We start from the raw sequence: 25412 nt of genomic DNA on the forward strand, positions 1-25412 counted from the left end.
ACCACAACTCTTTTACAAATAGTCGTTCGTACTTCGAATTGTGTGCCTTATATTTAAACAAATTTACCAATTAATTTTCCACTCCCTTTGCTTAAAGAAGCCTTTCATTTTATATACCCGTGGCGCACCTATCAGGAGCGATTTTTAAAGGATTTTAAAAGCCATGCTTCAGATGATCATTTACACGTAGTCGCACCTCCAGGCTCTGGAAAGACGGTGCTTGGCCTTGAGATGATGCGCCGTGTTAACCAGAAGACGCTTGTACTTGCACCTACAATTACAATAAGAAACCAGTGGGAGCAACGTATGTTTGAGTGTTTTGTGAGCGAGGAAGATTGTACTATTCCGCTTTCGCGAAATATAAAAGAGCCTGCACACATCACTTTTGCTACTTACCAATCACTACATGCTTTTTCAAAAAATGAAATGGAGGGCGACATGGATCGGCTGGTAGCTTTTTTCGCGGAAGCGGGCATCAAACAAATTGTATTAGACGAAGCACATCACCTTAAAAATGAGTGGTGGAAACCACTTTTTGCACTCAAAAAACTGGAAGGAACGCTCACCGCATTGACCGCCACACCACCCTATGATAGTGAGCAACGAGAAATAGCCAAATACTTCCAATTATGCGGCCCGATAGATATTGAAATAAGCGTTCCAGAATTAGTAAGAGAGGGAAATCTATGCGCACACCAAGATTACATTTATTTCTCCGAACCAGACGAAGCTCAAATTCAATACATTCTTAAATACCGAGTAAAATCAAAGGGTTTCATTGATTCATTGGTAGAAAATGATAATTTTGGAACGTTCGTTCTAGAACATACTTTGTACACTTTGACAGATGGATTACTAGATCCTATCTATGAGAAACCAGATTTTTACGTTGCCATTCTCGTGTATCTTCAAGCGCGTGGTCATGAGATCCCAAAAGAGAAAATAGAGGTACTGGGAGTAGATACCGAGAAGGCTCAATTGCCACTTTTTAATCAAGAATGGGCAGAGCGATTATTGCAGCCTATACTTGTTACAGACAGAGAGCTTTTTCTAGAAGATGAGGAGATGCTAATGGATGTAGAAAAGCAGCTGCGTAGAGTTGGCGCCTTTGATAATAACCGAGTGAATTTTAAAGGAGAGCGACAGCTCTATAAATCACTTGCGCAAAGTCCAAATAAACTTAAAAGTATTTGCGAGATCATAAATTTTGAATCCCAAGAAATGGGTGAAGATTTACGTGCAGTAATCCTCACGGATTATGTACGTAAAGAATTCTTAGAAAGCGTAAATGAAGACTTAGCAGATGTAAATAAACTTGGTGTAGTTCCTATTTTTCATCACCTACGACAATCGCTTGCACAAGTAGTAGAAAGCTCTAACGGAATAAACAAATTAGATAAACTGGCTGTTCTCACAGGTACACTTGTTATTATACATAAAGGCTTAGAAAGCGAAATCATCAAAGTACTTTCAAATGATGATTATACCATCACGCCTCTTGATGGAACTCAATTTCTTGTTGTAAAAACAAAGGAGCGTGCAAAAAATGTAATTGTGAGTGTGATTACTCAGTTATTTACAGATGGTCACATACAAATTCTAGTAGGTACCGCTGCCCTGCTAGGGGAAGGATGGGATGCTCCTGCTATTAATACTTTAGTACTTGGTTCTTACGTGAGTTCTTTTGTAATGTCTAATCAGATGCGTGGTCGTGCGATACGCGTGCAATCTGACAATCCAGATAAAGTGGCTTCCATCTGGCATCTCGCGTGTATAGATCCTACCATAGATGGCGGTGGTGAAGACGTGGCAAAACTCGTAAAACGTTTTGACGCCTTTTGTGGAGTGTCCCTTGAAAATGATCCTTTTATAGAAAATGGCGCCGACCGATTTGCACTTCCTGCGACCACAATCAACAAGGAGACGATTAATGAAAAAATGCTTCAGCTAGCAGCAAACAGAAGCCATATTAAAGAGCGCTGGAATAAAGCTATAGGGACTGGAAAGTTACTTGTGAGAGAACTAAAGTTTGATTTTAGCCCAATGAGCAAGAAGAAAGAATCCGAAACACAAAAGGTCTATTATAAAGATGCTGTAAAGTATAGTTTCATGCAGCTAGGGGCTGTCATAACTATGACTATCCCAGAGGTGATTATTAATAATGTAGGAAGCTATTTTTCTAAAGGGATGCTGTTTTTTATTTATGCTACTCTTGGCTCTATTGTTCTCGTGTTAGCACCTAAAACGTATAAGGCGATTGTCAAGTATCTTAAATTCGGGCGTATCGATAAGCAAGTGTATAAAATGGGGCAAGTGGTATTAAAGTCATTGAGAGAGCAATTGCTCATTACCACCCAACTACAACAACTGAAGCTTGGCGTAGAGTATTTACCTAACGGGGAGATTGCCTGTTTTCTCACAGGCGCCACGGCAAAGGAGGAAATACTCTTTGTAAACTGCCTGCAAGAACTACTAGAGCCTGTGGATAATGCACGCTATATGATTGAGCAGTCTGGGTGGTTTCAAGAGAAATTTGGACTGGCAAGCTACTACAGCGTACCCTCCATCTTTACAACAAATAAGAAAGATGCCTCTCTATTTTATAAATATTGGAAAATTTTTGTGAGTGATGACGCACGACTTACATTTACAAGAACACGGGATGGAAGGAAGCAATTACTTAAAGCACGTTTTCACTATTTGAATACCGAGAATGGTCTCAAAACCAAGGCGAGTGCTATATGGAGGTAAGAGGTTTTTCGCTTTCGCGAAAATGTGAATGCTTATTGGTCATAACTTACACACGGTAATTTATGACCAATAAGTGATTTTGGTTCTTAAGAAACCCACTCCTTCGGTTGCTGTAGTACTTTTATTAATCGTTCTTCTTCGCTTCCAGGTGCTGGGTGGTGATCATATTTCCACTGTACTACCGGTGGTAGGCTCATTAAAATACTTTCAATGCGGCCATTAGTTTTTAGCCCAAAGAGGGTTCCTTTATCGTGTACAAGATTAAATTCTACGTAACGACCACGGCGTACCTCTTGCCAGTCTTTTTGTTCTTTCGCGAAAGCGGTATCCTTTCTACGCTCAACAATAGGGACGTATGCCTCTAAGAAACTGTCGCCCACAGTGGTCACAAAGTTGTACCAGTCTTGCATAGAGCGCTCTGTGGTGGCTTTGCAATAGTCAAAAAATAAACCTCCTATACCGCGACCTTCGTTGCGGTGTGCGTTGTAAAAATACTCATCACAACGTGCTTTGTATTTTGGGTAAAAGTTGGCATCGTGTGCATCACAAGCGGTTTTACACGTCTGGTGAAAGTGCGTTGCATCTTCATCAAAAAGGTAATAAGGAGTGAGGTCTTGCCCTCCACCAAACCATTGGTCTACTATGTTTCCTTCTTTATCATACATCTCAAAATAACGCCAGTTTGCGTGCACCGTAGGCACCATAGGGCTCTTAGGATGAAGCACTAGAGATAGACCGCAGGCAAAGAAGTTTGCATCTTCTACACCAAAGTATTTTTGCATTGCCTCTGGTAGATCGCCGTGCACTTGTGATGTATTTACACCTCCTTTTTCAAAGATATTTCCGTTTTCAATCACGCGTGTGCGACCACCACCTCCTTCTGGACGTTTCCAGTTATCTTCTTGAAAGCTGGCCTTACCATCTAGTTGCTCTAGTGTGCTAGTAATTTGATCTTGAAGGTTGAGTATGTAGGTTACAAATTGTTCTTTCATTATATATTTTTTAGGTGGTGACCTATGCAGTCAGGCTAGTGTGATGATCCTTGTCAAGCAATTTTATGGTTTGTACCGTTGCTGCAGTTACAGATATGGGTAAAACGAGTATAATTCCCACAAGTGGGATGATAAGAAACAGCATAAATACAATACCGTTACCTATGGCTTGGCCCTTGTTTCTTTTCACAAAATCTACGCTTTCTCTATACTTAAAATGACGTTCCAGTGTGTAATCCATATTACCGAAACCTGCGTAGTATGCTTGTGTAAGAAATAGTAAAATAGTGGCAGCAATACTCCCTATAATTGGGATAAAATTGAGCAGTAAGATAGGTAGTGTGATAAGCAGTTCTAGACCCAAGTTACGCACGTTTATGCGTATGCCTCGTATAAGTTGTTCGGTGTTTGAGGTGTCTCTGTGGGTGTGATTTTCTCCTTTAAGGTGAGCTTCTATTTTTTCTGAAACAGGGCTCATAAATGGCGCGCTCAGTGCCATTATAATGTGTTTATACAAGATAAGGCCTATGGCGATAATGAGTAGTGCGCTTACTATCTCTGCAAATATAAAAAAGGCGTGTCTTCCCGTTTCCCAAGGCCAGATTTGCTCTACCCAGTGACCTATATTATCAGAAAAACCCCAGGCAGATGCTGCAATCATTGAGGCAGTAATAAGACTTATAGCCATTGGGATGGCAAAATACTTCCAAAGCCCCAGCTTTGAGATTAACCCAAATGATGTTCTATACGTTTGTAATCCGTTTAAGATGCCTTTTATCATATTATACTGCTATATCTTCTTTGAGAATTTCTCTGTCTTCGTTTGTAATACTTTTTGACCAAATAGCGAGGCCAAAGGTAAGTACACCTAGTCGACCTATAAACATAAGGATTATGATAATAATCTTACCTATACTGCTTAAATCTCCAGTAATCCCTGTACTCACACCCACAGTACCAAGTGCAGAGGCCACTTCAAATAAAATATTTTCAAAATCAAAATCTTCTGAGAAGGTGAGTACAAACGTTCCTACAAAAATAAGTGTTGTATAAAATATAAAAGATGATGTTGCTACGTATAGTCGCTCATAAGGAATGCGTTTTCCTAAGAAGGTGATGTTTTTAGATCCTTTGAGTCGGCTTTTCATTATGGCAAATACGGCAGTAAGTGTCGTAATTTTCATACCTCCAGCTGTACCAGAAGGAGAGGCGCCTATGTACATCAAAAATATAGTTACGAGCAGCATAGGTAATACAAAAGTACCAAAGTCAATAGTATTAAAACCTACTGTAGTCATCGCGGTCATAGATTGAAAAAATGCAGCACTCACTCGAGCAGACCCACTCAAACTTGAGATGGACGGCTCTAAGAAGTAAAAAAATAAGTATCCAAAAGCGAGAAGTATAAGCGAACCTATTGCGACAATCTTTGTTGTAAAGCTAAGCGAGTGTGTTCTGTTTTTTATCCATAAGCCCACGTCTGTAATCACAATAAAACCTAGGGAACCGCAAATAGCGAGCATTGATATGGTAAAGTTTATGAGTCCGTTGTCCACGTAAGGTGTAAATCCACTATTAAAAAGACTAAAACCAGCGGTACAAAAAGCACTTATACTATGAAAAATAGATGACCAGATAGCCTCTCCCGTTCCCATACCATCTGACTTAAAAGCAATAAAGAATAATATGGCACCTAGAACTTCCATAATTACCGTATACAGTACTACAGATTTTAAAAAGTCTTTGATACGTATAGTAACGGGTAATGTAAACTCTGTATTGAGAATACTTTTATGCCAGGGTGTTATTTTATGGGTAGTAGATAGCAGCATAAATGTAGTAAAGGTCAAGTAACCTATACCTCCCAGCTGGAAAAGTGCCATTATAACAAATTGTCCTCCTATGTTATATGAGTCAAAAATAGACATCGTAACCAGCCCCGTAGTACTCACTGCAGAGGTTGCAATAAATAGATGATCTAGTATGGAGGCACTCGTCTTTTGTAACCAAGGCAAGCTTAGGAGTAAAGTTCCTACTAAAACATACGTTAGAAAACCATAAAATAAATTTTGCTGCGGCGTCCAACTCCTTTTAAGTGCGGTGTATCGTAAACTCAGCTTGTTGTAGAATGTTCTCATAGCTAGAAATTATACTCAAAAGTATTTGTTTTGCCCTCCATAGCCTGTTTACATATGGTTAAATTATCACCCTAAGTGAACTAGTACTGTATCACAACGCTTGATTTCTTTTAGAGTAGTACGCTTTCGCGAAAGCGGGACCATCTCCAGCAATTGTGTCACCAGTTGCTCTTCGTCTTGCCCGCAAAGACTAGTGATGAGGTCGCGCCCCACGCGGTTATTATGCAAGTCCATCGCACGTTCTAAAGGTGCGTTAGGAGAGAAATCTTCGTGCCAGTCTGTAAACCGTTTTGCCCACGCCAGCGAGCGCTGCAGTGGCAAGCCTCGTTGCACACTAAGGTGTACGATAAGCATATTCCACAGGGCGTGTCTAAAAGCATTTTCTGGGCCGTTGAGGTGCTGTTTTTTGCCATAATGTTTATTACATATAGCAACCGTTTTGCGAGTTCCTCTTATAGTAGGAATCACAAATCTAGGGTGGCGTGCACTGAGCCAAAAAAGGCTCCACAGCTGTTTAAAATCCATAGATTTGACAACAGCCCAGACGTTCATTATGCTTTGTACTCTTTTACTGCTTCTATAAATGCACCAGCATTTTCTATAGGAATGTTAGGTAAAATACCGTGACCAAGATTTACAATATACTTGTCTTTGCCAAATTCATTAATCATCTCGTGCACCATTCTCTTGATCTCGCTAGGAGGTGAGAATAATCGAGTAGGGTCAAAGTTACCTTGCAGCGTGATATTACCACCAGTAAGGTAGCGAGCGTTGCGTGCAGAGCACGTCCAGTCTACACCTAGTGCAGATGCTCCAGACTTTGCCATTTTATCAAGTGCAAACCAGCACCCTTTTCCAAAGGCAATTACGGGAGCCTCATCTTTAAGTGCGTCTATAATTTGCTGTATGTATTGCCACGAGAATTCTTGATAATCTACCGGTGAGAGCATCCCTCCCCAGCTATCAAAAACTTGTACTGCATTTACACCAGCCTCTACCTTTTTCTTAAGATAAGCAATGGTAGTATCTGTGATTTTTTGAAGTAAAGCGTGCGCGGCTAGTGGTTGTGTAAAACAAAACTCCTTTGCCTTGTCAAAGTTTTTTGACCCTTGACCTTGTACACAGTAACAAAGTATCGTCCACGGTGATCCTGCAAAACCTATAAGCGGAATCTCGTCATTGAGTTTTTCCTTAGTCATTTTAATGGCATCCATCACATAGCCTAGCGTCTCATCGATATCTGGAACAATCACTTGTTCCACATCTTTTGCAGATCGTATTGGGTTAGGCAACCACGGCCCTACATTAGGCTTCATTTCTACATCAATATTCATTGCCTGTGGGATCACTAAGATGTCAGAAAATAAAATAGCAGCATCCATTCCATAACGACGTATAGGTTGTACGGTAATCTCACTCGCAAGCTCAGGCGTCTGGCAGCGTGTAAAGAAGTCATACTTTGCTTTAATTTCCATAAATTCTGGAAGGTATCTTCCAGCCTGACGCATCATCCATACTGGTGGACGGTCTACAGTTTCTCCTTTAAGTGCTCTTAAAAATAGGTCGTTTTTTATGCTCATATCTCTAGGTCTGTTCGAGCGCAGTCGAGAACTTAATTGTACTCTTATAATGAACCTCTCGACTGCGCTCGAGGGGACAATTTTATGTTTTTCTAGATGCTTATGTTCTAGATTATTCTTTCAATATTTTCACCGCTTTAGCAATGGTGCTTTCTATAGTTGTTGCATTAGACACGATTACTTTTTTAAAGTGTAATCTTGCTGTTGTGGCAGTGGTCTGGCCTATGCAAAACGCTATGCTGTCTATTGCTCGTGTGTTTTTGTTCGCTTTCGCGAAAGCGTTCATACCACTCGGACTAAAAAATAATATACCATCAAATGTACGGTCAAAGGACTGTGTTATTTGATGAGTTTCATAAACCATCACTTCTTCGCACGCTACATTATTTTCTTTGAGTAATGTAGGTAACTCATCTCTACGCTGTCTCCCGCAGAAGTAAGTGAACGATTCGTTTTTATGGTTTTTGGCTATAAAATGAGCCAATTCTTCTCCATTTTGAGCTGTTTTTGTCACTTTTATGCCATTTTCGGCTAGAAGTGCTGTTGTTTTTATGCCAACAGCAAAACAACTTTCTATACTTTCTAATTCTTCATTAGAAAGGTTGTTACATAAAGCACGTACTCCATTTTGAGAGGTGATAATGATATTTTTTAGCTTTCGCGAAAGCGTAAAAGCAACCTCTTGTGTACGTATCGCATCGTATTCCACAAATTGTAAGCCTGCATTGAGAAGTAGCTCTCGCTGGTTAGGCTTTAGTTTTTTTGTGGATAGCACGGTCATTTTTTCAAACTACTCTTGATCTCCTTCATTAATGCTCTACCACCATTATCAAGAACCTCTAGCGCACAGTCTGTACCAAAACCTAGTGCATTTTCTGTTGAGACTACTTGCTCAACTTCAATCTTTGTCGCGCCGTCTAGTGAAAAAAGGACTCCCTTAAAACGTATGGCTCCATCTATTTCTTGTGCTAGTGCACCTATGGGTGCGGTACAACCGCCTTCTAGCGTGCGTAAAAATTCACGTTCTATATGTGTGCACAATGCTGTCGTGCGATCGTTAAGCTTTGCACAAGCTTCTTTAGAAAATGTATCTTCTTCCATCGCTACCACGAGCATAGCTCCTTGTGCCGGCGCAGGAATCATCCAGTCAAGTACTTCATAATTTTCTGGAAGTACATTAATGCGTTTAAGGCCTGCCTTTGCAAAAATGGCGCCCGTCCAGTCACTTTTTTCTAGCTTTTGTAAGCGTGTATTTACATTACCACGTATATCTGTGGTTTTGTGGTTAGGGTAGCGATTGAGCCACTGGGCTTGCCTTCTTAAACTACCTGTCGCGATGGTGCAGGCTTGCTTATAATCTGGCGCGCCGTTGTGTACTAAAATATCTTCGGTTTCTGCTCTAGGTAATACTGCAGCTTGCACAATCCCTATAGGTAATGCCGTAGGGACGTCTTTCATACTATGCACGGCAATATCTACCGTACCATTGAGCATTGCAACATCTAGTGTTTTTGTAAAAATGCCAGTGATACCTAGTTCATATAACGGCTTATCAAGTATGAGGTCTCCTGTAGATTTTACAGGTACGAGCTCTGTGGTATAGCCGTGATCTTCTAGTTGTTTTTGAACTGTTTTTGCCTGCCAGAGAGCGAGCTCACTGTCTCGAGTGCCTATTCGTATCGTTTTAGACATTATGTTGATCTAGTTGGAAAATAGTGGAAATTAAGGCAATGCTTTCTTCGGTTTCTCCATTTGCGTGACGTAGGTGATGTGCTACCTGGTTTGTGATTTTCTGAATGATTTTATCACTCATAGCTGTTGCTGTTGCCTCGCTAAAATCTGGAGTTTTCTTGCGTACATTTTCTAGCTCTGCGGCTTGTACTTCTTTAAGTCTTGCCTTGAGAGCCTTTACGGTAGGAGCAAACTTTCTGGTTTGTAACCAAGCGTTAAACTCATCTGTAATTTCCTTTATGATGGCTTCTGCCTGTGGGATATATCCTTGACGACGCTTGAGTGTGGCATCTGTCATTTTTGATAATTGATCTAGATGTATGAGTGTGACATTCTCTAGCTCTTCTACATCATTAGATACGTTTTTAGGTATCGATAAATCTAGTATAAGAAGTGGCTTTTTAGAATGGATAATCTCTTTGCTTACCGTAGGTTTTTGAGCTCCTGTGGCTACAACGAGTACATCTGTTTGTGCAATCTCACTTTCTATCTGGGCATACTCTTTTACTAGTAAGTTAAATTTACCAGCGATTTTATCTGCCTTTTCTTTAGTTCTATTGATGAGTGTGATGTGCTCATTTTTAGTATGCTTTACTAAATTTTCACAAGTGTTGCGACCTATTTTACCAGTACCAAAAAGAAGAATATTCTTTTCTGACATATAAGGCACGCGTGCCATTATATATTGTACCGCTGCAAAACTCACAGAAGTTGCACCACTAGAAATCTCGGTTTCATTTTTAATGCGCTTACTGGCTTGTATAACGGCGTTTACTAATCGCTCCATAAAAGGATTAATAAGTTGCAGTTTTTTAGAACGCTTGAAACCAATCTTAAGCTGACCTATAATTTCAAAATCGCCTAGTATTTGGCTATCAAGACCGGTACCTACTTTAAAGAGGTGGGCAATTGCGTCATCTCCCTTGTGCAAGTATGCTACGTCTAGAAACTCTTCTATAGTTCCGTGCGTATGCTCGCATAAAATTTTAACTAGTGTAATCGCGTCTGGTGCAAAGCCGTATAACTCTGTACGGTTACAAGTAGATATTACGGTAAGAGCCGTAACGCCTTCATCGCGAGCGCCATTAAGTATGGCGGCTTGTGCTGTTTCTGATATTGCAAAATGCCCACGCGTAGTCGCGTCTGCTTTTTTGTAGCTCAGACCTATGGCATAAAACTGTTGCTCTCTATTCAAAAGTATAATTCTATTTGTATCCCAAATATGAGGGAGTGCAAAAATAAAGGTCACTCTCCTTAAAAAATAACGCTAGAAGAATCATTTGTGTCGAGAGCGGTTTATCACGTCTGTAATAAACCGTAAATTTGTGTAAGCTATCGTTATGACTGCTAGTGGCAAAGGAATACGCCCATCTTAATTTAGAGTGATTCTAAATAAAAGAGAGATTAATAAAATGGAATTAAATAAAAAAAGTAACGCTCAAGGTTTGCTTCAAGAGATTAAAATAGAAGACGGTTTTTATGTCTTACGTTTTGATAACAATGATTCTAATGTGAGCCAAGTGGAGCGAGAGGTAGATAGTAGCTTTATACAGTTTCATTTTTGTATCAAAGGCTCTGCGGTGTTTAATTTTAATAATGGAGCCTATCAACTTTCTATTACAGATGAGAATTCGCTGTTACTATATAACCCGCAGCGTGATTTACCTATGAATCTAGAACTCGCACCAGAGACCTGGCTGGTGAGTGTCATTATTTCCATCAAGAAATTTCATAGCTTATTTTCAAGCGAGGCAAATTTTATGCACTTCTTAAGTGATGAAAATAAAGATAGAAAGTACTACAAAGACGGCAGCATCTCACCTAGTATGGCGATTGTACTTAACCAGTTAATGAATTATAGCTTGCATCCTTCCATAATGCAATTATATTTTAAAGGAAAAAGTTATGAGCTATTAAGCCTCTACTTTAATAGACCTGCAGATGTAGATATAGAACAGTGCCCTTTTCTAGTAGATGAGGATAATGTGCAAAAAATAAAGCGTGCTAAGCAAATAATCATTGCAAGAATGGATGCACCACCAACACTAAGCGAATTGTCAGATGAGATAGGTCTCTCACTCAGTAAATTGAAAGAAGGCTTTAAACAGATCTATGGTGACTCTGTGTTTAGTTTCTTATTTGACTATAAAATGGAAGTCGCACGCCAGTTGCTAGAGACCGGATCCCATAATGTAAATGAGGTAGGTCTTAAAGTGGGTTATAGCACGGCGAGTCACTTTATAGCTGCTTTTAAAAAGAAATTTGGTACCACCCCAAAAAAGTATTTAATGAGCTTGGGGTAGGTACGCTTTCGCGAAAGCGTAAAAACTAATACCATTATCACAAAGTCTTATAACAATCATAACATTTAAAAGAAGGTTAAACCTTATTTTTGTTAAAGAAAAATTGCCAACAAATGAACAAAGGAGTTTTAATGGTCAATCTGGGATCACCAGATAGTACAGATCCAAAAGACGTAAAAAAATACCTAGGCGAGTTCTTAATGGACGAGCGCGTAATAGATGTTCCTTATGCAGCAAGAGCATTGCTAGTAAAAGGTATCATCTTAAATACTCGCCCTAAAAAGAGTGCAGAGGCTTATAGTAAGATATGGTGGGATGAAGGATCACCGTTAATTGTTCTTACAGAACGCTTGCAGAAAAAAGTGCAAAGCCACACAAAACTCCCTGTAGAAATCGCAATGCGATATGGTACACCTTCTATAAAAGAAGGACTTCAAAAATTACACGATCAAGGGATTGATGAGGTAATGCTATTACCATTATATCCTCAGTATGCAATGGCAACTACAGAAACCATCTTAGTACTAGCCGAAGAGATACGTGCTGAGTTTTTCCCTAAGATGAAGATTACAGATGTAAAGCCATTTTACAACAAGCCGGAGTACATCAAGGTGCTAGGAGACTCTATTGCAGATAGCCTTAAAGGTGTAGATTATGAACATCTGTTATTTTCTTATCACGGTGTGCCAGAAAGGCACATACGTAAGAGTGATGTGACGAGTATGCATTGTAAAATAGATGGTTCTTGCTGTATGTCACAATCTAAGGCACACGAGTTTTGCTATCGTCACCAGTGTTATGAGACTACAAGGCTAGTAGGCGAATATTTAGGGATGGAGCCACTTACTTATTCTACCTCCTTTCAATCACGTTTAGGTTTTGACCCGTGGTTACAGCCGTATACAGACCGTACAATAGAACGTATGGGTAAAGAAGGATTTAAGAAAATGGCAATTGCAACACCAGCATTTGTATCAGACTGTCTTGAGACGCTAGAAGAAATTGCGATGGAGGGTGAAGAAATCTTTCACGAGGCTGGAGGAAAGGACTTCCATACCATTCCTTGTATCAATGATCGTGATGACTGGGCAGGTGTTGTTGCAGGGTGGATAAATGAATGGGCGCTTGTAGAGGCTGGTAAGGCTATAGCGTAGTTAAGTTGTTTAAGCTTTAGAGCGCAGTTTATTTTGCCTTGGGTTTATAGTCCCTTCTTTTTTAGAGAAGGTTGACTTTTCTCCAAAGGGAACGTCGTTCATAGCGCTTATTGCTTCGTAGATAGTACTGAAAAGCTTAATAGGATATTTTGTAAAATTCTGCTCAAAGTGAATTACTTTCTTCGTAGTAATTTTATCTGCTACAATGTGTAATGCATTTATGTCTGGGTAGTACGGACATTTCATATAGACTATGGGGTCTATTGTAAAGTCTACTGTTCTGTCAAAGATGAAACCGTATTTAAGCCCGTTATAAAATGCGCGAGATTGCTCGTGAAGTTCTATGGTTTTTGAAATATCTAATACGATTCCTTCTTTCATTTTGCATATTATAAAAGTTTTATAAAACTCAATAGTTGCAAAAGGAAGGTTTTTAACTTGAATTAAATTACTCATATCTGAGGATGTTTGGGGAACATTAATTTACTGTTATACAGTATGTTGCACGTGGCAAAAGTAAATAATCTATTACCTAGCTTACGTTAAAACTTTGATAACGTTTCATTATATAATAAACTAGCAAATATCTATTGGCAAATAAAAAATCTACAGCACTAGGCACACAACCCATATCAAAATTGCTCGTACAGCAAGCTGTACCCGCATCTATAGGGATACTCGTGATGTCGCTCAATATGATAGTAGATACCATCTTTGTAGGAAGATGGATAGGTCCTCTTGCCATTAGTGCCATTACAGTAGTTATACCTGTAACCTTTTTTATAGCAGCTATAGGCCTCGCCGTAGGTATAGGTGGTAGTTCTGTACTGTCTAGAGCCTTAGGTTCTGGTGATGATGATAAGGCGCTTCGAGTTTTTGGTAATCAAATAACACTCACATTTTTAGTATCGGGATTACTAGCAATTCTAGGACTCGTTTTTCAAAATACGCTCATAGAGTTTTTTGGAGCAGATGACTCTTTTAAAGATATGGCGCTCACCTATTACCGCATTGTACTTTACGGTATTGTAATGCTTGCAATGTGTATGATGGGTAACAACGTGATACGCGCAGAGGGTAAACCTAAATTTGCGATGTATGCGATGATTCTCCCAGCCATAGGTAATATAGGGATGGATTACCTTCTTATCAATGTGCTAGGCTATGGGATGGAAGGTGCTGCCTGGGCAACGTTTGCAAGTTATGCGGTGTGTTTTGCTTTTATCGTATGGTTTTTCATTTTTAAGAGCGAACTTAGAATTGTACCTAAATGCCTTGTGCTTACAAGAAAAATCGTCTCAGAAATTTCTGGTTTGAGTTCTGTGACACTTGCGCGACAAGGAGTAATTTCTGTGCTTACTATATTACTTAACAATGTACTTATTAATTATGGAGATGCCCTTGACGTCGCTAGTTATGGTATTATAAGCAGGATGTTAATGTTTGCATTGTTTCCTGTGATAGGGGTCACACAAGGATTTATGCCTATCGCGAGTTATAATTATGGAGCAAACCAATATGCGCGCGTGCGAGAAACTATCAAGACGTCCATTCTTTATGCAGGCGGTCTTGCACTAGCTATTTTTATAATCATTATGACGGTGCCAGATTTTTTTGTGTCTTGGTTTATAAGCGATAGTAATGCACAAGCCCAGGCGGTAGCAGATAATAAAGTATTGATGGAACGCACCCCTAATGCACTACGCACTGTTTTTGCTGCAACGCCAGTGATTGTAATACAGTTAATAGGAGCTGTGTATTTTCAAGCCATAGGTAAAGCGATACCAGCTTTACTGCTCAGCCTTACGAAACAAGGCTTTTTCTTAATCCCGCTTATACTCATACTACCTAACTTTTTTGGTGTTTGGGGAGTATGGATTGCATTTCCTATTGCAGATGTATTGTCTACCGTAGTTACGGGTTATTATTTAAGGCGTGATGTAAAAAATAATCTTGTAGTAATAGAAGAGTAGTATTTCTGCGCTTTCGCGAAAAAGTGAAGCACTACAAAACGTATCTCTGTCATTTCAAGCTTGCCGAGAATCCTATCTCCGCGAGCGGTTCCTGTTGAGTATTAATAGATTTTCTTGAGCTTGAAGTGTGATCTCTCCTTTGTTGAGATGACGATTGCTCGTCATTTCGAGCTTGTCGAGAAATCGCATAATTGTGATCGGTTGCTGTTGAATTTTTATAGGTTTTCTTAGCTTGAAGTGTGATCTCTCCTTTCGTCGAGATGACGATTGCTTGTCATTTCGAGCTTATCGAGAAATCACATATCCGTGAGCGGTCGCTGTTGAATGTTTATTGGTTTTCTGAGCTTGATGTATTATCTCTCCTTTGTCTAGATGACGATTGCTTTTCTTTTTCCTCCTTTGTTGAGATGATAATAATGACGTTAATTTTATAGAGATTATAAGGTATACGCTTTCGCGAAAGCGTTAAAAATTCATCCTTGCTTCTTACTTCATAGAGAATTGTGTAATTTTCTTAGCTATAACAAACACAATCCAAATGAAGACAAAATTATGCTACCTATTACTGGCGGTGTGCTCAGTATTATCTTTTGATACGTTTGCACAAACACCAGACCCCTCTACTTACGAAGCTTTAGAATATAGACTCATTGGTCCTTTCCGTGGTGGTCGAAGTGCTGCCGTTACTGGAGTGCCGGGACAACCAGACCTATTTTATATGGGGAGTACAGGTGGTGGCGTGTGGCGCACTACAGATGGTGGTAAAGAATGGGAAAATATCTCAGATGGCTATTTTGGAGGAAGTATAGGAGCCGTTGAGGTTTCAAAAAGCGACCCAAACGTTATCTACGTAGGTGGTGGTGAGAAAACATTAAGAGGTAACGTATCTTCTGGATATGGTATTTGGAAGTCTGAAGATGCAGGGAAAACTTGGATACAGTCGGGTCTTAAAAACAGCCGTCACGTGCCAAGAATACGTGTACATCCTACTAATTCTGATATTGTATATGCAGGGGTTTTAGGTAACATCTATAAACCTACACAAGAGCGTGGCGTTTATAAAAGTACAGACGGTGGTAAGACGTGGAGAAAAACACTCTTTTCTAACGCAGATAGTGGTGTCGTAGACTTAATTATAGATCCAAACAACCCAAGAGTACTGTACGCTACTACGTGGAATGCTCGTAGGACTCCGTACAGTTTAAGTTCTGGGGGAGAAGGATCTGCTGTGTGGAAAAGTACAGACAGTGGTGAGACGTGGAAAGAGATTTCTACAAACGATGGTTTTGCCGAAGGTATACTAGGGATTATGGGAATCACTGTTTCTCCAGCAAACAGTAATCGTCTGTATGCAATGGTAGAAAACCAAGAGCAAGGAGGTTTATATACCTCTACAGACGCAGGCACGACTTGGAAAAAAATCAATGATGAGCGTAAGCTACGCCAGCGTGCTTGGTATTACACACGTCTATATGCAGATACTAAGGATGAGAATACGGTATATGTATTAAACGTGCGTTACCACAAATCTACAGATGGAGGTAAAACCTTCAGTACACATAACGCACCGCACGGAGATCACCACGATTTATGGATAGCTCCAGAAGACCCTAACCGTATGATTATAGGTGATGATGGTGGCGCACAAGTTTCTTATGATGGTGGTCGCTCTTGGAGTACGTATATGAACCAGCCTACGGCTCAGTTTTATCGTGTGACTACAGATAATGCGTTTCCATACAGAATTTATGTAGCACAGCAAGATAATAGCACAATACGCATTCCGCACCGCACAGAAGGTGGTAGCATTACAGAAAATGACTGGGAGAGTACCGCCGGTGGTGAGTCTGCACATATAGCTGTTGATCCAGAAAATAATGAGATTGTCTATGGAGGAAGTTACGACGGATTCTTAACGCGTGTAAATCACGAGAAAAACACGGTACGTAGCGTATCTGTATGGCCAGATAACCCAATGGGTCACGGTGTGGAGGATATGAAATACCGTTTCCAGTGGAATTTTCCTATCATCTTTTCAAAACATAATCCTAACAGATTGTACACATTCTCACAAAGCGTGCACGTGAGTGAAAATGAAGGTCAAAGCTGGGAAGTAATAAGTGGTGATCTTACGACTAACGACCCAGAAAAAATGAAATCTTCTGGAGGACCTATCACACAAGATAATACCTCTGTAGAGTACTACTGTACCATTTTTGCAGCGGCAGAGTCTCCTCTTAAGGAAGGACTTCTCTGGGTAGGTAGTGATGATGGACTTGTACACGTTACTCGTAATGGAGGGCAATCTTGGGAAAACGTAACTCCTAAAGGAATGCCAGAAAATATGATGATAAACAGTGTAGAACCATCTGCTTTTGAAGAAGGAACGGCTTACGTGGCTGGAACACGTTATAAATTAGGTGACTTTGCTCCTTATTTGTACAAAACTACAGACTACGGTAAGTCGTGGAAAAAGATTACAAGTGGTATACCTGCAGAGCATTTTACACGCGTAGTACGTGAGGACCCAAAACAAAAAGGGTTATTATACGCCGGTACAGAGACGGGAATGTACATCAGTTTTGACGATGGTGAAAACTGGAAATCGTTCCAACTCAACTTGCCTATCGTTCCTATTACAGATCTTACGATTAAGGATAACAACCTCATTGTAGCAACACAGGGACGTAGCCTATGGATTATAGATGATCTGGGAATGTTGCATCAGTCCGCTTTCGCGAAAGCGGGAACAAATAAATTGTTTAAACCTAAGAAAACGTACCGAATGGGCGGCCGTGGTGGTAGATCGAGCCTTACAGCTGGAACTAATCATCCAGGTGGTGTGATGACTTATTTTAACCTCAAGGATTTTGATAAGAAAAAGGATACCGTGACCCTTACTTATATGAGTATGGCGGGTGATACCTTACAATCATATAATACAGGTAGTAAAAAGAAAAAGCTGAAAGCCAAAAAAGGCGGAAATATGTTTGCTTGGAATACTAGAATAGACGGCGCAGAGCGTCTAGATGGTATGATATTATGGTGGGCAAGTCTTGACGGACCACAAGCAGTACCTGGTAATTACAAAGTGTCACTTAATGTAAATGGGGATGTGCAAACAGAGACCTTTGAGATTGTTGCAAATCCTAATGCAGAGGCGACAGTGGCAGATATGCAGAAGCAACACGATTTTATTTCTGATGTAAATAAATCTGTAGACAGAGCGCACCAGAGTATCAAAAAGATTAGAAAAATCAATAAGCAACTTAATTCATTTACTGCGCAATATAAAGACGACCCACGTACAGAAGCACTGCGTGAAAAGGCAAAAACAATGCAGGAAGAGTTTGGTAAGATTGAGAAAGAACTCTATCAGACTAAGAACCGTTCTGGTCAAGATCCGCTTAACTTCCCGATTAAGTTGACTAATAAATTAGGGCATTTAAACAGCCTTGTGGGTATGGGAGATTTTGGACCTACAGACCAAGACGTAGCTGTAAAAAATGAACTTACGGCAGCAATCAATACACAACTCAATGCCTTTGACACAATGCTAGATGCAGAGGTGTCAAAATTTAACGAAGAGTTTAATAGCTTGAAGTTAGATTATCTTTTTGTAGAAGATGCAAAGGAGTAAATAAAGTAATATTCCTATTAGAAAGACGCAGAAGAGATTCTGCGCCTTTATGTTTTGTCTTGCTTCGTATCTTTACCATTATGGCAGAATACTACCCTTATTTCAAATCTTTACACATCATTTTTGTGGTCACTTGGTTTGCTGGCTTATTTTATATGCCGCGTCTTTTTGTATATCAAGTTGAAGCTAGTGAAAAACCATCACCAGATAAAGAGATACTTGGTAAGCAACTTGGCTTAATGGCAAACCGCCTATGGAAGATTATTACAGGCCCTTCTATGGTGCTCACGGTGATTTTTGGGAGTCTGATGTTTTATATAAATCCAGGTCTTTTTAGTGCTCCGTGGATGCATATTAAACTTGCTTTTATTGTGTTGTTGTTTTTATATCATTGGAAAACCTGGCGTATACACAAGGCATTTCAAGCAGGTCATTTTAAATACACCTCTAGACAAATGCGTCTTTGGAATGAAGGAGCAACGCTTATACTTTTTGCGGTTGTTTTTCTAGCAGTCACAAAAAGCACAACCAATTGGATTTTTGGAATGTTAGGTCTTGTAGGTCTGGCAGTATTATTGATGCTAGGCATAAAGCTGTATAAGAAAATACAAGATAAAAATCCAGATGCCTAATGCTCACTTTTAATCGTACATCCCTCGGCACAAAAATCTTTACCTCAATGCTTGCATTGGTATTGATTGCCTTCTTGATGATTGCTGCTGTTACTTACTTTCAATACAAAGAGCAAATAAGAGACTATAATGAGGAACGATTAGAACGCAAAGAGTCTTCTATAAAAAAGACGATAGATTTTGTGTTGAATAATACTAGTTATGAACTCAAGACCGAAAAAATCCCATATATCTTTAAGGAGAAAATATATGAAATCGCAAGTATACAGGGTGAGAATCTCACAATGTATGATCTAGATGGGGAGCCTCTTATCTCGTCTACAGATCAATTATTTGATAGTCCCGCGCAAAAGAAATTATGTCTTGAGACCTTAGAAAACTTAGAAAAATCTGAAGAAAAACGTTATGTAAATCAGCTGGATGGTGAGGTGTCTCAACAACTCTCATATAGCTATATAAATGACCCTAAATATAGACCACTCGCCATACTTGAGATACAGTATGAAGATAGTGAGGCTTTTATTAATAAGGAACTCAGGGAGATATTGTGGCGTCTGGTGGTGGTAAATATCCTTATGGTATTAACCGCAATTTTACTCGCTTATTTTCTGGCGAGGTATATTACAAAAACGCTTAAAACGGTAGAGGATAACATAAAAGAAACCCAACTAGACAAACGTAACGAGAAAATTGATACCACAGAGCTTCCATCAGAGCTTACAACCTTAGTAAACGCTTATAATCGTATGATTGATGAGCTAGAAGGTAGTGCGGTGAAGCTTGCGCAAAACGAGCGTGAGGCGGCCTGGAGAGAGATGGCAAAGCAAGTAGCACATGAGATTAAAAACCCGCTTACGCCTATGCGACTCTCTGTACAGAGTTTTGAGCGCCGTTTTGACCCAGAAGATCCAGAGGTTCACGATAAAATAAAGGAGTACAGCAAGACGCTCATACAGCAAATAGATACAATGAGTAGTATTGCGAGTGCATTTTCAAACTTTGCAGACATGCCTGCACAGCAAAGCGAAATACTTAATGTGCCCAATATTGTAAAGCTTTCAGTAGATATATTTAATGAACGTTACATCTACTTTTCTAGTGAAAAGGAAGAGCTCTATGCAAATTTTGACCGCACACAGTTAATTCGCGTAGTTACAAATCTGGTTAAAAATGCAGTGCAAGCAACCAAGACTACAGAGCATCCTAATATTATTGTAGCTGTACAAGAGCTAGAAACGGAGGTTGAGATTACCGTGACAGATAATGGAATAGGGATTTCAGCAGAGAATGAAGTAAAAATATTTGAGCCTAAATTCACAACCAAATCTAGCGGAATGGGCCTAGGACTAGCAATGGTAAAAAATATTATGGAGACCTATAATGGAAGTATTACCTTTACTTCAGAAGAAGGAAAAGGAACTGTATTTAAAGTTGTTTTTCCAAAATAAGAAGTTTTAAATCGTGGCTATTACTGCTATATAAGAACCAATTTTAAAAATCAACATAGTACTATGTACAATAATATTCTTTCAACTACAGAAAACGGTATCACTACTATCACAATCAATCGTCCATCTAAGCTCAATGCTTTGAACAAAGAGACTATTGAGGAACTTCATAACGCTTTCGCGAAAGCGGAAGAAGATGCAACCGTACGCGTTGCAATCATAACCGGTTCTGGTGAAAAAGCTTTTGTAGCAGGAGCAGATATCTCAGAGTTTGCAAATTTCTCAGAATCTGAAGGAGCCGAACTTGCTCGTAAAGGACAAGAAATGCTTTTTGATTATGTAGCAGATATGGGTACACCTGTCATTGCTGCAATTAATGGTTTTGCACTAGGCGGCGGACTAGAACTTGCGATGGCGGCACATTTTAGAATTGCAAGTGATAATGCACGCATGGGGCTTCCAGAGGTGAGCTTAGGAGTGATACCAGGTTATGGTGGTACACAACGCCTACCACAACTAGTAGGTAAAGGACGTGCAATGGAGATGATCATGACTGCAGGAATGATAGATGCAAATACTGCGCTTGATTACGGTCTTATCAATCATATTGTTGCACAAGAAGAATTATTACCACTTGCAGAGAAGCTAGGAGGTAAAATCATGCGTAATTTACCTATGGCAATCGCAGCAGCAATTAACGCCGTAAATGCCGGATTTGAAGACGGTGTAGATGGTTATGACACGGAAATTGAAGAATTTGGAGGTTGCTTTGGAACCGACCAATTCATAGAAGGAACCACAGCATTTCTTGAAAAAAGAAAGGCTGAGTTTTAGATCAGATAAAGTTCTATAAAATAAAAAAGTCTGTAGCTATTAGGTTACAGACTTTTTTGTTTTTTAAATCTCCCATCCCTTGCGATACTCACGTTTTACCCATGCATTTGCTTCCTCATAATTAGTCACTCGCATATTATCACCATCCCACTTAATCGTACGACGACCAGGATAGTTACATGGATCCCAGTCTCCTGATTTTTTACCTTCTTTTAATTCTTTGTATTGGAAGGCTTTAATTGCAAGATTGCCGATAAGTACAGCCTCCGTAAGCGGCCCTCCATAAGAAAATGGGGATGATGTAGTACCACCATTAATACACGCCTCAACCCACTCTCCAGCGTGTCCAGTAGTCACTCTTTTAATTGTTTGCGGAACTGCAGCCATATCTTTCATACGCTCGCTAGGTAGTAGTCGAGGGTTTGCACTATAAGTATCTGTAACCATAATGCCATCACTACCGTAAAAAATGCTACCACCACCGCCATCTCCCGGCTTCTCACCTTCTCCTAGTTCGCTAGGTAAATCCGGCATAATTCCTCCATCATACCAGTTTAATCCCACGTCACCTTGCGTAGGAGAGTTAAACTTTAATCGTACTATAGAACTTGGTGGGCAAGCCTCGCGGTAATCTGCCTCCACAAAATCTCCAGACCAGATGCTCGTGCAACTAGCTTCGGCTTCATAAGGAAAGCCTAGATTTAATGCTTTAAATGGAGTTTCCATAATGTGGCAACCCATATCACCCATTGCTCCTGTACCAAAATCCCAAAAGCCACGCCATTTGAACGGTAGATAATTCTCATTATAAGGTCTGTAACTAGCGGGTCCTAACCATAAATCCCAATCTAGGTTTTCGGGCACTGGATGTCCTTCTGTAATATGTTTAAATCCTTGTGGCCACACGGGGCGATTAGTCCAGCAGTCTACACGGGAGACAGTACCAATTACCCCTGCGTCAATCCACTCCTGCGCTACTCTAATCCCATCACCAGAAGCTCCTTGGTTCCCCATCTGGGTTACAATGCCTTGTTGTTGTGCTACGGTTGCCATTAAGCGAGCTTCATAAATGTTATGCGTAAGAGGCTTCTCTACATAGGCATGTTTATTCTCACGCATAAAAGGTAATGCGATGGTAGCATGTGTGTGATCTGGTGTTCCCACCATTATCGCATCTATTTCTTTAATATGATTGTCATATAACTTTCTAAAGTCTCTGTACGTTTTGGCCTTAGGATGCATGGCATAGCTTGCAGCACCCATCTTATCATCTACGTCGCACATAGCTACAAACTTCACTTTACCATAGTTTGTAAGATCATTCACCACGCCACCTCCGCGACCACCTACACCTATTGCTCCTATATACAAAGTATCAGAAGGAGGTACATGATTTCCGCCTAACACAAAGCTAGGAACGATTGTAAAAGCTGCGCTAGCTGCAGCACTTTTTTGGATAAAGGAACGACGTTTCATAAGGGTTGCTTTTTTGAATCTCTCTTAAAGATATTAAAAATCAATTGGATGTAACCTTTAATTGGGGATGTGGCGCTTTCGCGAAAGCGGAAACTAAAAAGAGATTTTAAGTGGTTGTCAGATCTGCTCTTTAAGGCATGAGGTTTTTGTAGAATAAGCATGCCTTTTTGAAACAGATAAGTGGTAGTTCGGTTTGTGTAAATGGATACCCTAAGCTTTACTTATATTTGAGATGTTGTAACATTGTTAAGCCTTGTTACACTCATACCATATGACTAAGTCTTTGCACCTTCTATTTTCTTTTGTACTTACTCTTAGTGCTTCCGCGTCTATTGCGCAGCAGGACACTCTTGCTACCACTAGTTATGATGAGTTGAGAGAGGTTATACTAACCGAGTTGAAGGATAAAAAGGATACTCTGCGCGCGATAGAGGTTACTAAGTACCATAAAAACCGAGCGATTATAGAAAATAATCAAGAAGAAATTAGTTTTGGGTATGGTCGATATGGTTTTCTCATTGGGATTAAGGGAGAGGTAGAAGAGAGTATTGCAGCATTAGACACAGCCATTACTATTGCAGAGGCTAATGAGCTTAACGAAATTGCACTTAGAGCTCATGTTACTAAAGCGGTTGTTTATGATTCAAACTTTCTAATTACCAAAAGCATAGATTCTTATTACAAAGCATTAGAGCTAGCGTATCAAGAAGAGGATTATGCAACAGCATTTGGTATTACTAATACCCTGGGCTGGATAAAAGGCAACATGGAAGATTATGACGGTGCCATAGAAATATTAAGAAGAGGACTGCGCAGCGTATCTGACGAGAATATTAGAATAGACAAGAAGATTATTACAAGACGCGAACTCAAAATATCTTTTAATCTTAATATTGCCATGGCTCATCGTAATGCGCGTCGCTTAGACTCTACATTGCTATATATAAATCGAGCGGAAGAAATTATTTTTTTACCTGTAGATAGTTGTTACATAAGTACCGCTTTTGAACTTAAAGCAAATACACTAGTAGATAAAAACAATTTTGATGAAGCAAGTATTTATCTCAAGAAATCAACAGAATACTGCCGTCCAAAGTCTGCCTTAGATAGTTTGAGATGGAGTAATACTAAGGGAGCGATATATCTGGGTAATAAAAAATACAAAGAAGCAATTAACGTCTTAAATAAAGGGTTGAAAACCTATAGGGTTACTCCTGCAGAGGAGAAGTTTATGGCAGACTATTATAAAACACTTGCTAAGGCTTATAAAAACGTTGGTATGGTAGATAGCGCAAACTATTTTCTTGAGAAGCACCTCAATACCACTAGCAAATCTAATGACCTGAGAAGCGGACTTTCAAACTCTTTTAGGAAACAGGAAATTAAAGAATTTCAAAAAGAGCTTATTGAACTTTCAAAGCAAAAATCTCAAAAGGAGAACCTACTTCTGTATGGAGGTATAGCTGGAGCACTTATTATTCTCGTACTTGTTTATGGTCTCTTTCGCAGCAATAAAAAGAGAAAAGAAAATGAGGACAAATTCAATATTCTTGAGGCTAAAGTTTCGGCGGCAAAGGAGTCTGAAAATATTATTGACACTAAGGATGAGGTGCTAGAAGAACAAACTACCTCAGATGTAAATCCAGAGACCACACAGCTCATACTAGACGGTCTTAAAAAACTGGAGGAGCAACACTATTTCTTACATCCAGCATGTAGCGCTCCTAATGTGGCAAAGCGTATCAAAACAAATACCACTTATCTTTCTAAGGTGATTAATGCGCATTTTGGTAAAAATTTTAGTACATATATAAATGACTTGCGCATTAATTATGCTATCAAAAGATTGAAGCAAGATTCAAAATTCCGTAATTATACCATTAGTTCGATAGCTACAGAATTGGGTTATAAAAGTGCAGATTCGTTTACAAAGTACTTCAAAAAGGATACAGGACTTCTTCCTTCATTCTACATTAAAAAGCTCAACGAGGCATCTTAAAATTTCACTTTTTGATTATAATCAAACCCTAAATTTATAAAATTGGGGTGAGGTTTTTTTTGCCTTCGCGAAAGCGTATATATATCCATTTTAACTAGTAATAGCAGTACTTTACGGCGATTATAGACTGCCCTAATTTTCCTAAAATCGGGCGGTTACTCTTTTAAATAGGTCAATCTTAACACATCTTTGGTTTTAGAAATCAATCACATATCAATTCTAAAAACCGAAAATTATGACATCATTTAAAAAAGTAATTAAGTATATACTCTTACTAGTTGTTGGATTATTTGCAGGGGTATTTATCGCAGGAGCGATAAGCGGAGTAAAAGATGCTTTAAGTGCAGATAAATCTGACGCAATTCAAGCAGTGCTTCTAGATCACTGCGAGTGCGAGTCTGTAACTTCTTTTATCTATACAAAGGGAATCCACTTTAGCAAAGAAGATGGTGTATCTAAGGAAACAGCCGAATACGAACTCAAAAATTGTACTTACGATAATTTGTATAAGGAAGTAGCGCGTCTCAATCTTGCACTACTAGAAGAAGTAGAAGGTTACGAAGAAGTTGACCTTCTTAAACTAGAATTTGTAGGTGTAGATAAGCACGAAACCATCACTATAAAAAATGGAGTAATACAATAATTAATGTTGGCGATAACACGCTTAAGAGATCATTCAATTAAAGAAAATCAATCATCAAAACAAACAATTATGAAACCAACAATGAATGCAGAGCGGTTTGCACAAATGGGCAAACTCG

At 39.5% G+C, this 25412-nt stretch carries 20 protein-coding genes; 10 read left to right on the top strand and 10 right to left on the bottom strand.

Annotation, left to right across the window (positions count from 1 at the left end; genetic code table 11):
* Nucleotides 1-87: 87 nt before the first annotated feature.
* Complete coding sequence (locus SJY23_RS05470) at nt 88-2751, top strand: DEAD/DEAH box helicase family protein (RefSeq protein WP_396597751.1); 2664 nt, start codon at nt 88-90, stop codon at nt 2749-2751.
* Nucleotides 2752-2837: 86 nt separating this feature from the next.
* On the opposite strand, the gene hemF is transcribed toward SJY23_RS05470, so the two are convergent.
* From hemF to hemA, 8 genes are all read right to left on the bottom strand, one after another.
* Complete coding sequence (gene hemF, locus SJY23_RS05475; protein ID WP_396597752.1) at nt 2838-3743, bottom strand: oxygen-dependent coproporphyrinogen oxidase; 906 nt, start codon at nt 3741-3743, stop codon at nt 2838-2840.
* 22 nt (nt 3744-3765) lie between these two features.
* A complete protein-coding gene (locus SJY23_RS05480) occupies nt 3766-4524 on the bottom strand; it encodes an EI24 domain-containing protein (RefSeq protein WP_035334970.1) in 759 nt (252 codons plus the stop codon).
* Between the two features lies 1 nt (nt 4525).
* A complete protein-coding gene (locus tag SJY23_RS05485; protein WP_396597753.1) occupies nt 4526-5881 on the bottom strand; it encodes a TrkH family potassium uptake protein in 1356 nt (451 codons plus the stop codon).
* A gap of 66 nt (nt 5882-5947) precedes the next feature.
* A complete protein-coding gene (locus tag SJY23_RS05490; RefSeq protein ID WP_160164958.1) occupies nt 5948-6406 on the bottom strand; it encodes a DUF6973 domain-containing protein in 459 nt (152 codons plus the stop codon).
* Nucleotides 6407-6432: 26 nt separating this feature from the next.
* Nucleotides 6433-7461 carry a uroporphyrinogen decarboxylase gene (hemE, locus tag SJY23_RS05495; RefSeq protein WP_035334967.1) on the bottom strand — a complete coding sequence of 343 codons (1029 nt, stop codon included), beginning with the start codon at nt 7459-7461 and terminating at the stop codon, nt 6433-6435.
* A gap of 112 nt (nt 7462-7573) precedes the next feature.
* Nucleotides 7574-8236 carry a uroporphyrinogen-III synthase gene (locus SJY23_RS05500; RefSeq protein WP_396597754.1) on the bottom strand — a complete coding sequence of 221 codons (663 nt, stop codon included), beginning with the start codon at nt 8234-8236 and terminating at the stop codon, nt 7574-7576.
* Between the two features lie 2 nt (nt 8237-8238).
* The gene (hemC, locus tag SJY23_RS05505) at nt 8239-9153 is read right to left on the bottom strand and encodes a hydroxymethylbilane synthase (protein ID WP_396597755.1); all 915 of its coding nucleotides are present in this window, start codon (nt 9151-9153) and stop codon (nt 8239-8241) included.
* The gene (hemA, locus tag SJY23_RS05510; RefSeq protein WP_225969333.1) at nt 9146-10387 is read right to left on the bottom strand and encodes a glutamyl-tRNA reductase; all 1242 of its coding nucleotides are present in this window, start codon (nt 10385-10387) and stop codon (nt 9146-9148) included. Before hemA ends, hemC begins: the two co-directional genes overlap by 8 nt.
* Before the next feature lie 217 nt (nt 10388-10604).
* Here hemA and SJY23_RS05515 point away from each other — a divergent pair, with 217 nt between their 5' ends.
* Together SJY23_RS05515 and hemH are read left to right on the top strand one after the other, a co-directional pair.
* Nucleotides 10605-11495, top strand: coding sequence for an AraC family transcriptional regulator (locus tag SJY23_RS05515; RefSeq protein WP_038597990.1), 891 nt, complete (start codon nt 10605-10607; stop codon nt 11493-11495).
* A gap of 113 nt (nt 11496-11608) precedes the next feature.
* Nucleotides 11609-12649 (top strand): ferrochelatase, encoded by a 1041-nt coding sequence (gene hemH / locus SJY23_RS05520; RefSeq protein WP_038597988.1) that lies wholly within the window; start codon nt 11609-11611, stop codon nt 12647-12649.
* 9 nt (nt 12650-12658) lie between these two features.
* On the opposite strand, the gene SJY23_RS05525 is transcribed toward hemH, so the two are convergent.
* Nucleotides 12659-13105, bottom strand: coding sequence for a hypothetical protein (locus tag SJY23_RS05525; RefSeq protein WP_396597756.1), 447 nt, complete (start codon nt 13103-13105; stop codon nt 12659-12661).
* Nucleotides 13106-13239: 134 nt separating this feature from the next.
* Here SJY23_RS05525 and SJY23_RS05530 point away from each other — a divergent pair, with 134 nt between their 5' ends.
* From SJY23_RS05530 to SJY23_RS05550, 5 genes are all read left to right on the top strand, one after another.
* A complete protein-coding gene (locus SJY23_RS05530) occupies nt 13240-14622 on the top strand; it encodes an MATE family efflux transporter (RefSeq protein ID WP_396597757.1) in 1383 nt (460 codons plus the stop codon).
* A gap of 538 nt (nt 14623-15160) precedes the next feature.
* Nucleotides 15161-18262, top strand: a complete 3102-nt coding sequence (locus SJY23_RS05535) for a WD40/YVTN/BNR-like repeat-containing protein (protein WP_396597758.1) — start codon at nt 15161-15163, stop codon at nt 18260-18262.
* A gap of 80 nt (nt 18263-18342) precedes the next feature.
* A complete protein-coding gene (locus SJY23_RS05540) occupies nt 18343-18894 on the top strand; it encodes a CopD family protein (protein ID WP_396597759.1) in 552 nt (183 codons plus the stop codon).
* Nucleotides 18895-18941: 47 nt separating this feature from the next.
* On the top strand, nt 18942-20342 hold the full coding sequence (locus SJY23_RS05545; RefSeq protein WP_396597760.1) for a sensor histidine kinase: 1401 nt from the start codon (nt 18942-18944) through the stop codon (nt 20340-20342).
* Between the two features lie 63 nt (nt 20343-20405).
* Complete coding sequence (locus SJY23_RS05550; RefSeq protein WP_396597761.1) at nt 20406-21176, top strand: enoyl-CoA hydratase/isomerase family protein; 771 nt, start codon at nt 20406-20408, stop codon at nt 21174-21176.
* A 63-nt stretch (nt 21177-21239) separates the two neighbouring features.
* On the opposite strand, the gene SJY23_RS05555 is transcribed toward SJY23_RS05550, so the two are convergent.
* Nucleotides 21240-22652, bottom strand: coding sequence for a Gfo/Idh/MocA family protein (locus tag SJY23_RS05555; protein WP_396597762.1), 1413 nt, complete (start codon nt 22650-22652; stop codon nt 21240-21242).
* Between the two features lie 271 nt (nt 22653-22923).
* Between SJY23_RS05555 and SJY23_RS05560 the strand changes: the two genes are divergently transcribed.
* The gene (locus SJY23_RS05560; protein ID WP_396597763.1) at nt 22924-24651 is read left to right on the top strand and encodes a helix-turn-helix domain-containing protein; all 1728 of its coding nucleotides are present in this window, start codon (nt 22924-22926) and stop codon (nt 24649-24651) included.
* Between the two features lie 235 nt (nt 24652-24886).
* Entirely contained in the window at nt 24887-25294 is a 408-nt protein-coding gene (locus tag SJY23_RS05565) for a hypothetical protein (RefSeq protein ID WP_396597764.1), read from the top strand.
* Nucleotides 25295-25412 lie beyond the last annotated feature (118 nt).

The organism is Dokdonia sp. R86516 (assembly GCF_044596715.1).
Classification (GTDB): domain Bacteria; phylum Bacteroidota; class Bacteroidia; order Flavobacteriales; family Flavobacteriaceae; genus Dokdonia.

Coding starts and splice junctions, on each gene's coding strand:
- SJY23_RS05555 (WP_396597762.1), bottom strand. CDS start 22,652: ATGAAACGTCGTTCCTTTATCCAAAAAAGTGCTGCAGCTAGCGCAGCT.
- SJY23_RS05560 (WP_396597763.1), top strand. CDS start 22,924: ATGACTAAGTCTTTGCACCTTCTATTTTCTTTTGTACTTACTCTTAGT.
- SJY23_RS05545 (WP_396597760.1), top strand. CDS start 18,942: ATGCTTGCATTGGTATTGATTGCCTTCTTGATGATTGCTGCTGTTACT.
- SJY23_RS05490 (WP_160164958.1), bottom strand. CDS start 6,406: ATGGATTTTAAACAGCTGTGGAGCCTTTTTTGGCTCAGTGCACGCCAC.
- SJY23_RS05565 (WP_396597764.1), top strand. CDS start 24,887: ATGACATCATTTAAAAAAGTAATTAAGTATATACTCTTACTAGTTGTT.
- hemH (WP_038597988.1), top strand. CDS start 11,609: ATGAACAAAGGAGTTTTAATGGTCAATCTGGGATCACCAGATAGTACA.
- hemE (WP_035334967.1), bottom strand. CDS start 7,461: ATGAGCATAAAAAACGACCTATTTTTAAGAGCACTTAAAGGAGAAACT.
- SJY23_RS05540 (WP_396597759.1), top strand. CDS start 18,343: ATGGCAGAATACTACCCTTATTTCAAATCTTTACACATCATTTTTGTG.
- SJY23_RS05485 (WP_396597753.1), bottom strand. CDS start 5,881: ATGAGAACATTCTACAACAAGCTGAGTTTACGATACACCGCACTTAAA.
- SJY23_RS05550 (WP_396597761.1), top strand. CDS start 20,406: ATGTACAATAATATTCTTTCAACTACAGAAAACGGTATCACTACTATC.
- SJY23_RS05480 (WP_035334970.1), bottom strand. CDS start 4,524: ATGATAAAAGGCATCTTAAACGGATTACAAACGTATAGAACATCATTT.
- hemC (WP_396597755.1), bottom strand. CDS start 9,153: ATGTCTAAAACGATACGAATAGGCACTCGAGACAGTGAGCTCGCTCTC.
- SJY23_RS05525 (WP_396597756.1), bottom strand. CDS start 13,105: ATGAGTAATTTAATTCAAGTTAAAAACCTTCCTTTTGCAACTATTGAG.
- SJY23_RS05515 (WP_038597990.1), top strand. CDS start 10,605: ATGGAATTAAATAAAAAAAGTAACGCTCAAGGTTTGCTTCAAGAGATT.
- hemF (WP_396597752.1), bottom strand. CDS start 3,743: ATGAAAGAACAATTTGTAACCTACATACTCAACCTTCAAGATCAAATT.
- SJY23_RS05535 (WP_396597758.1), top strand. CDS start 15,161: ATGAAGACAAAATTATGCTACCTATTACTGGCGGTGTGCTCAGTATTA.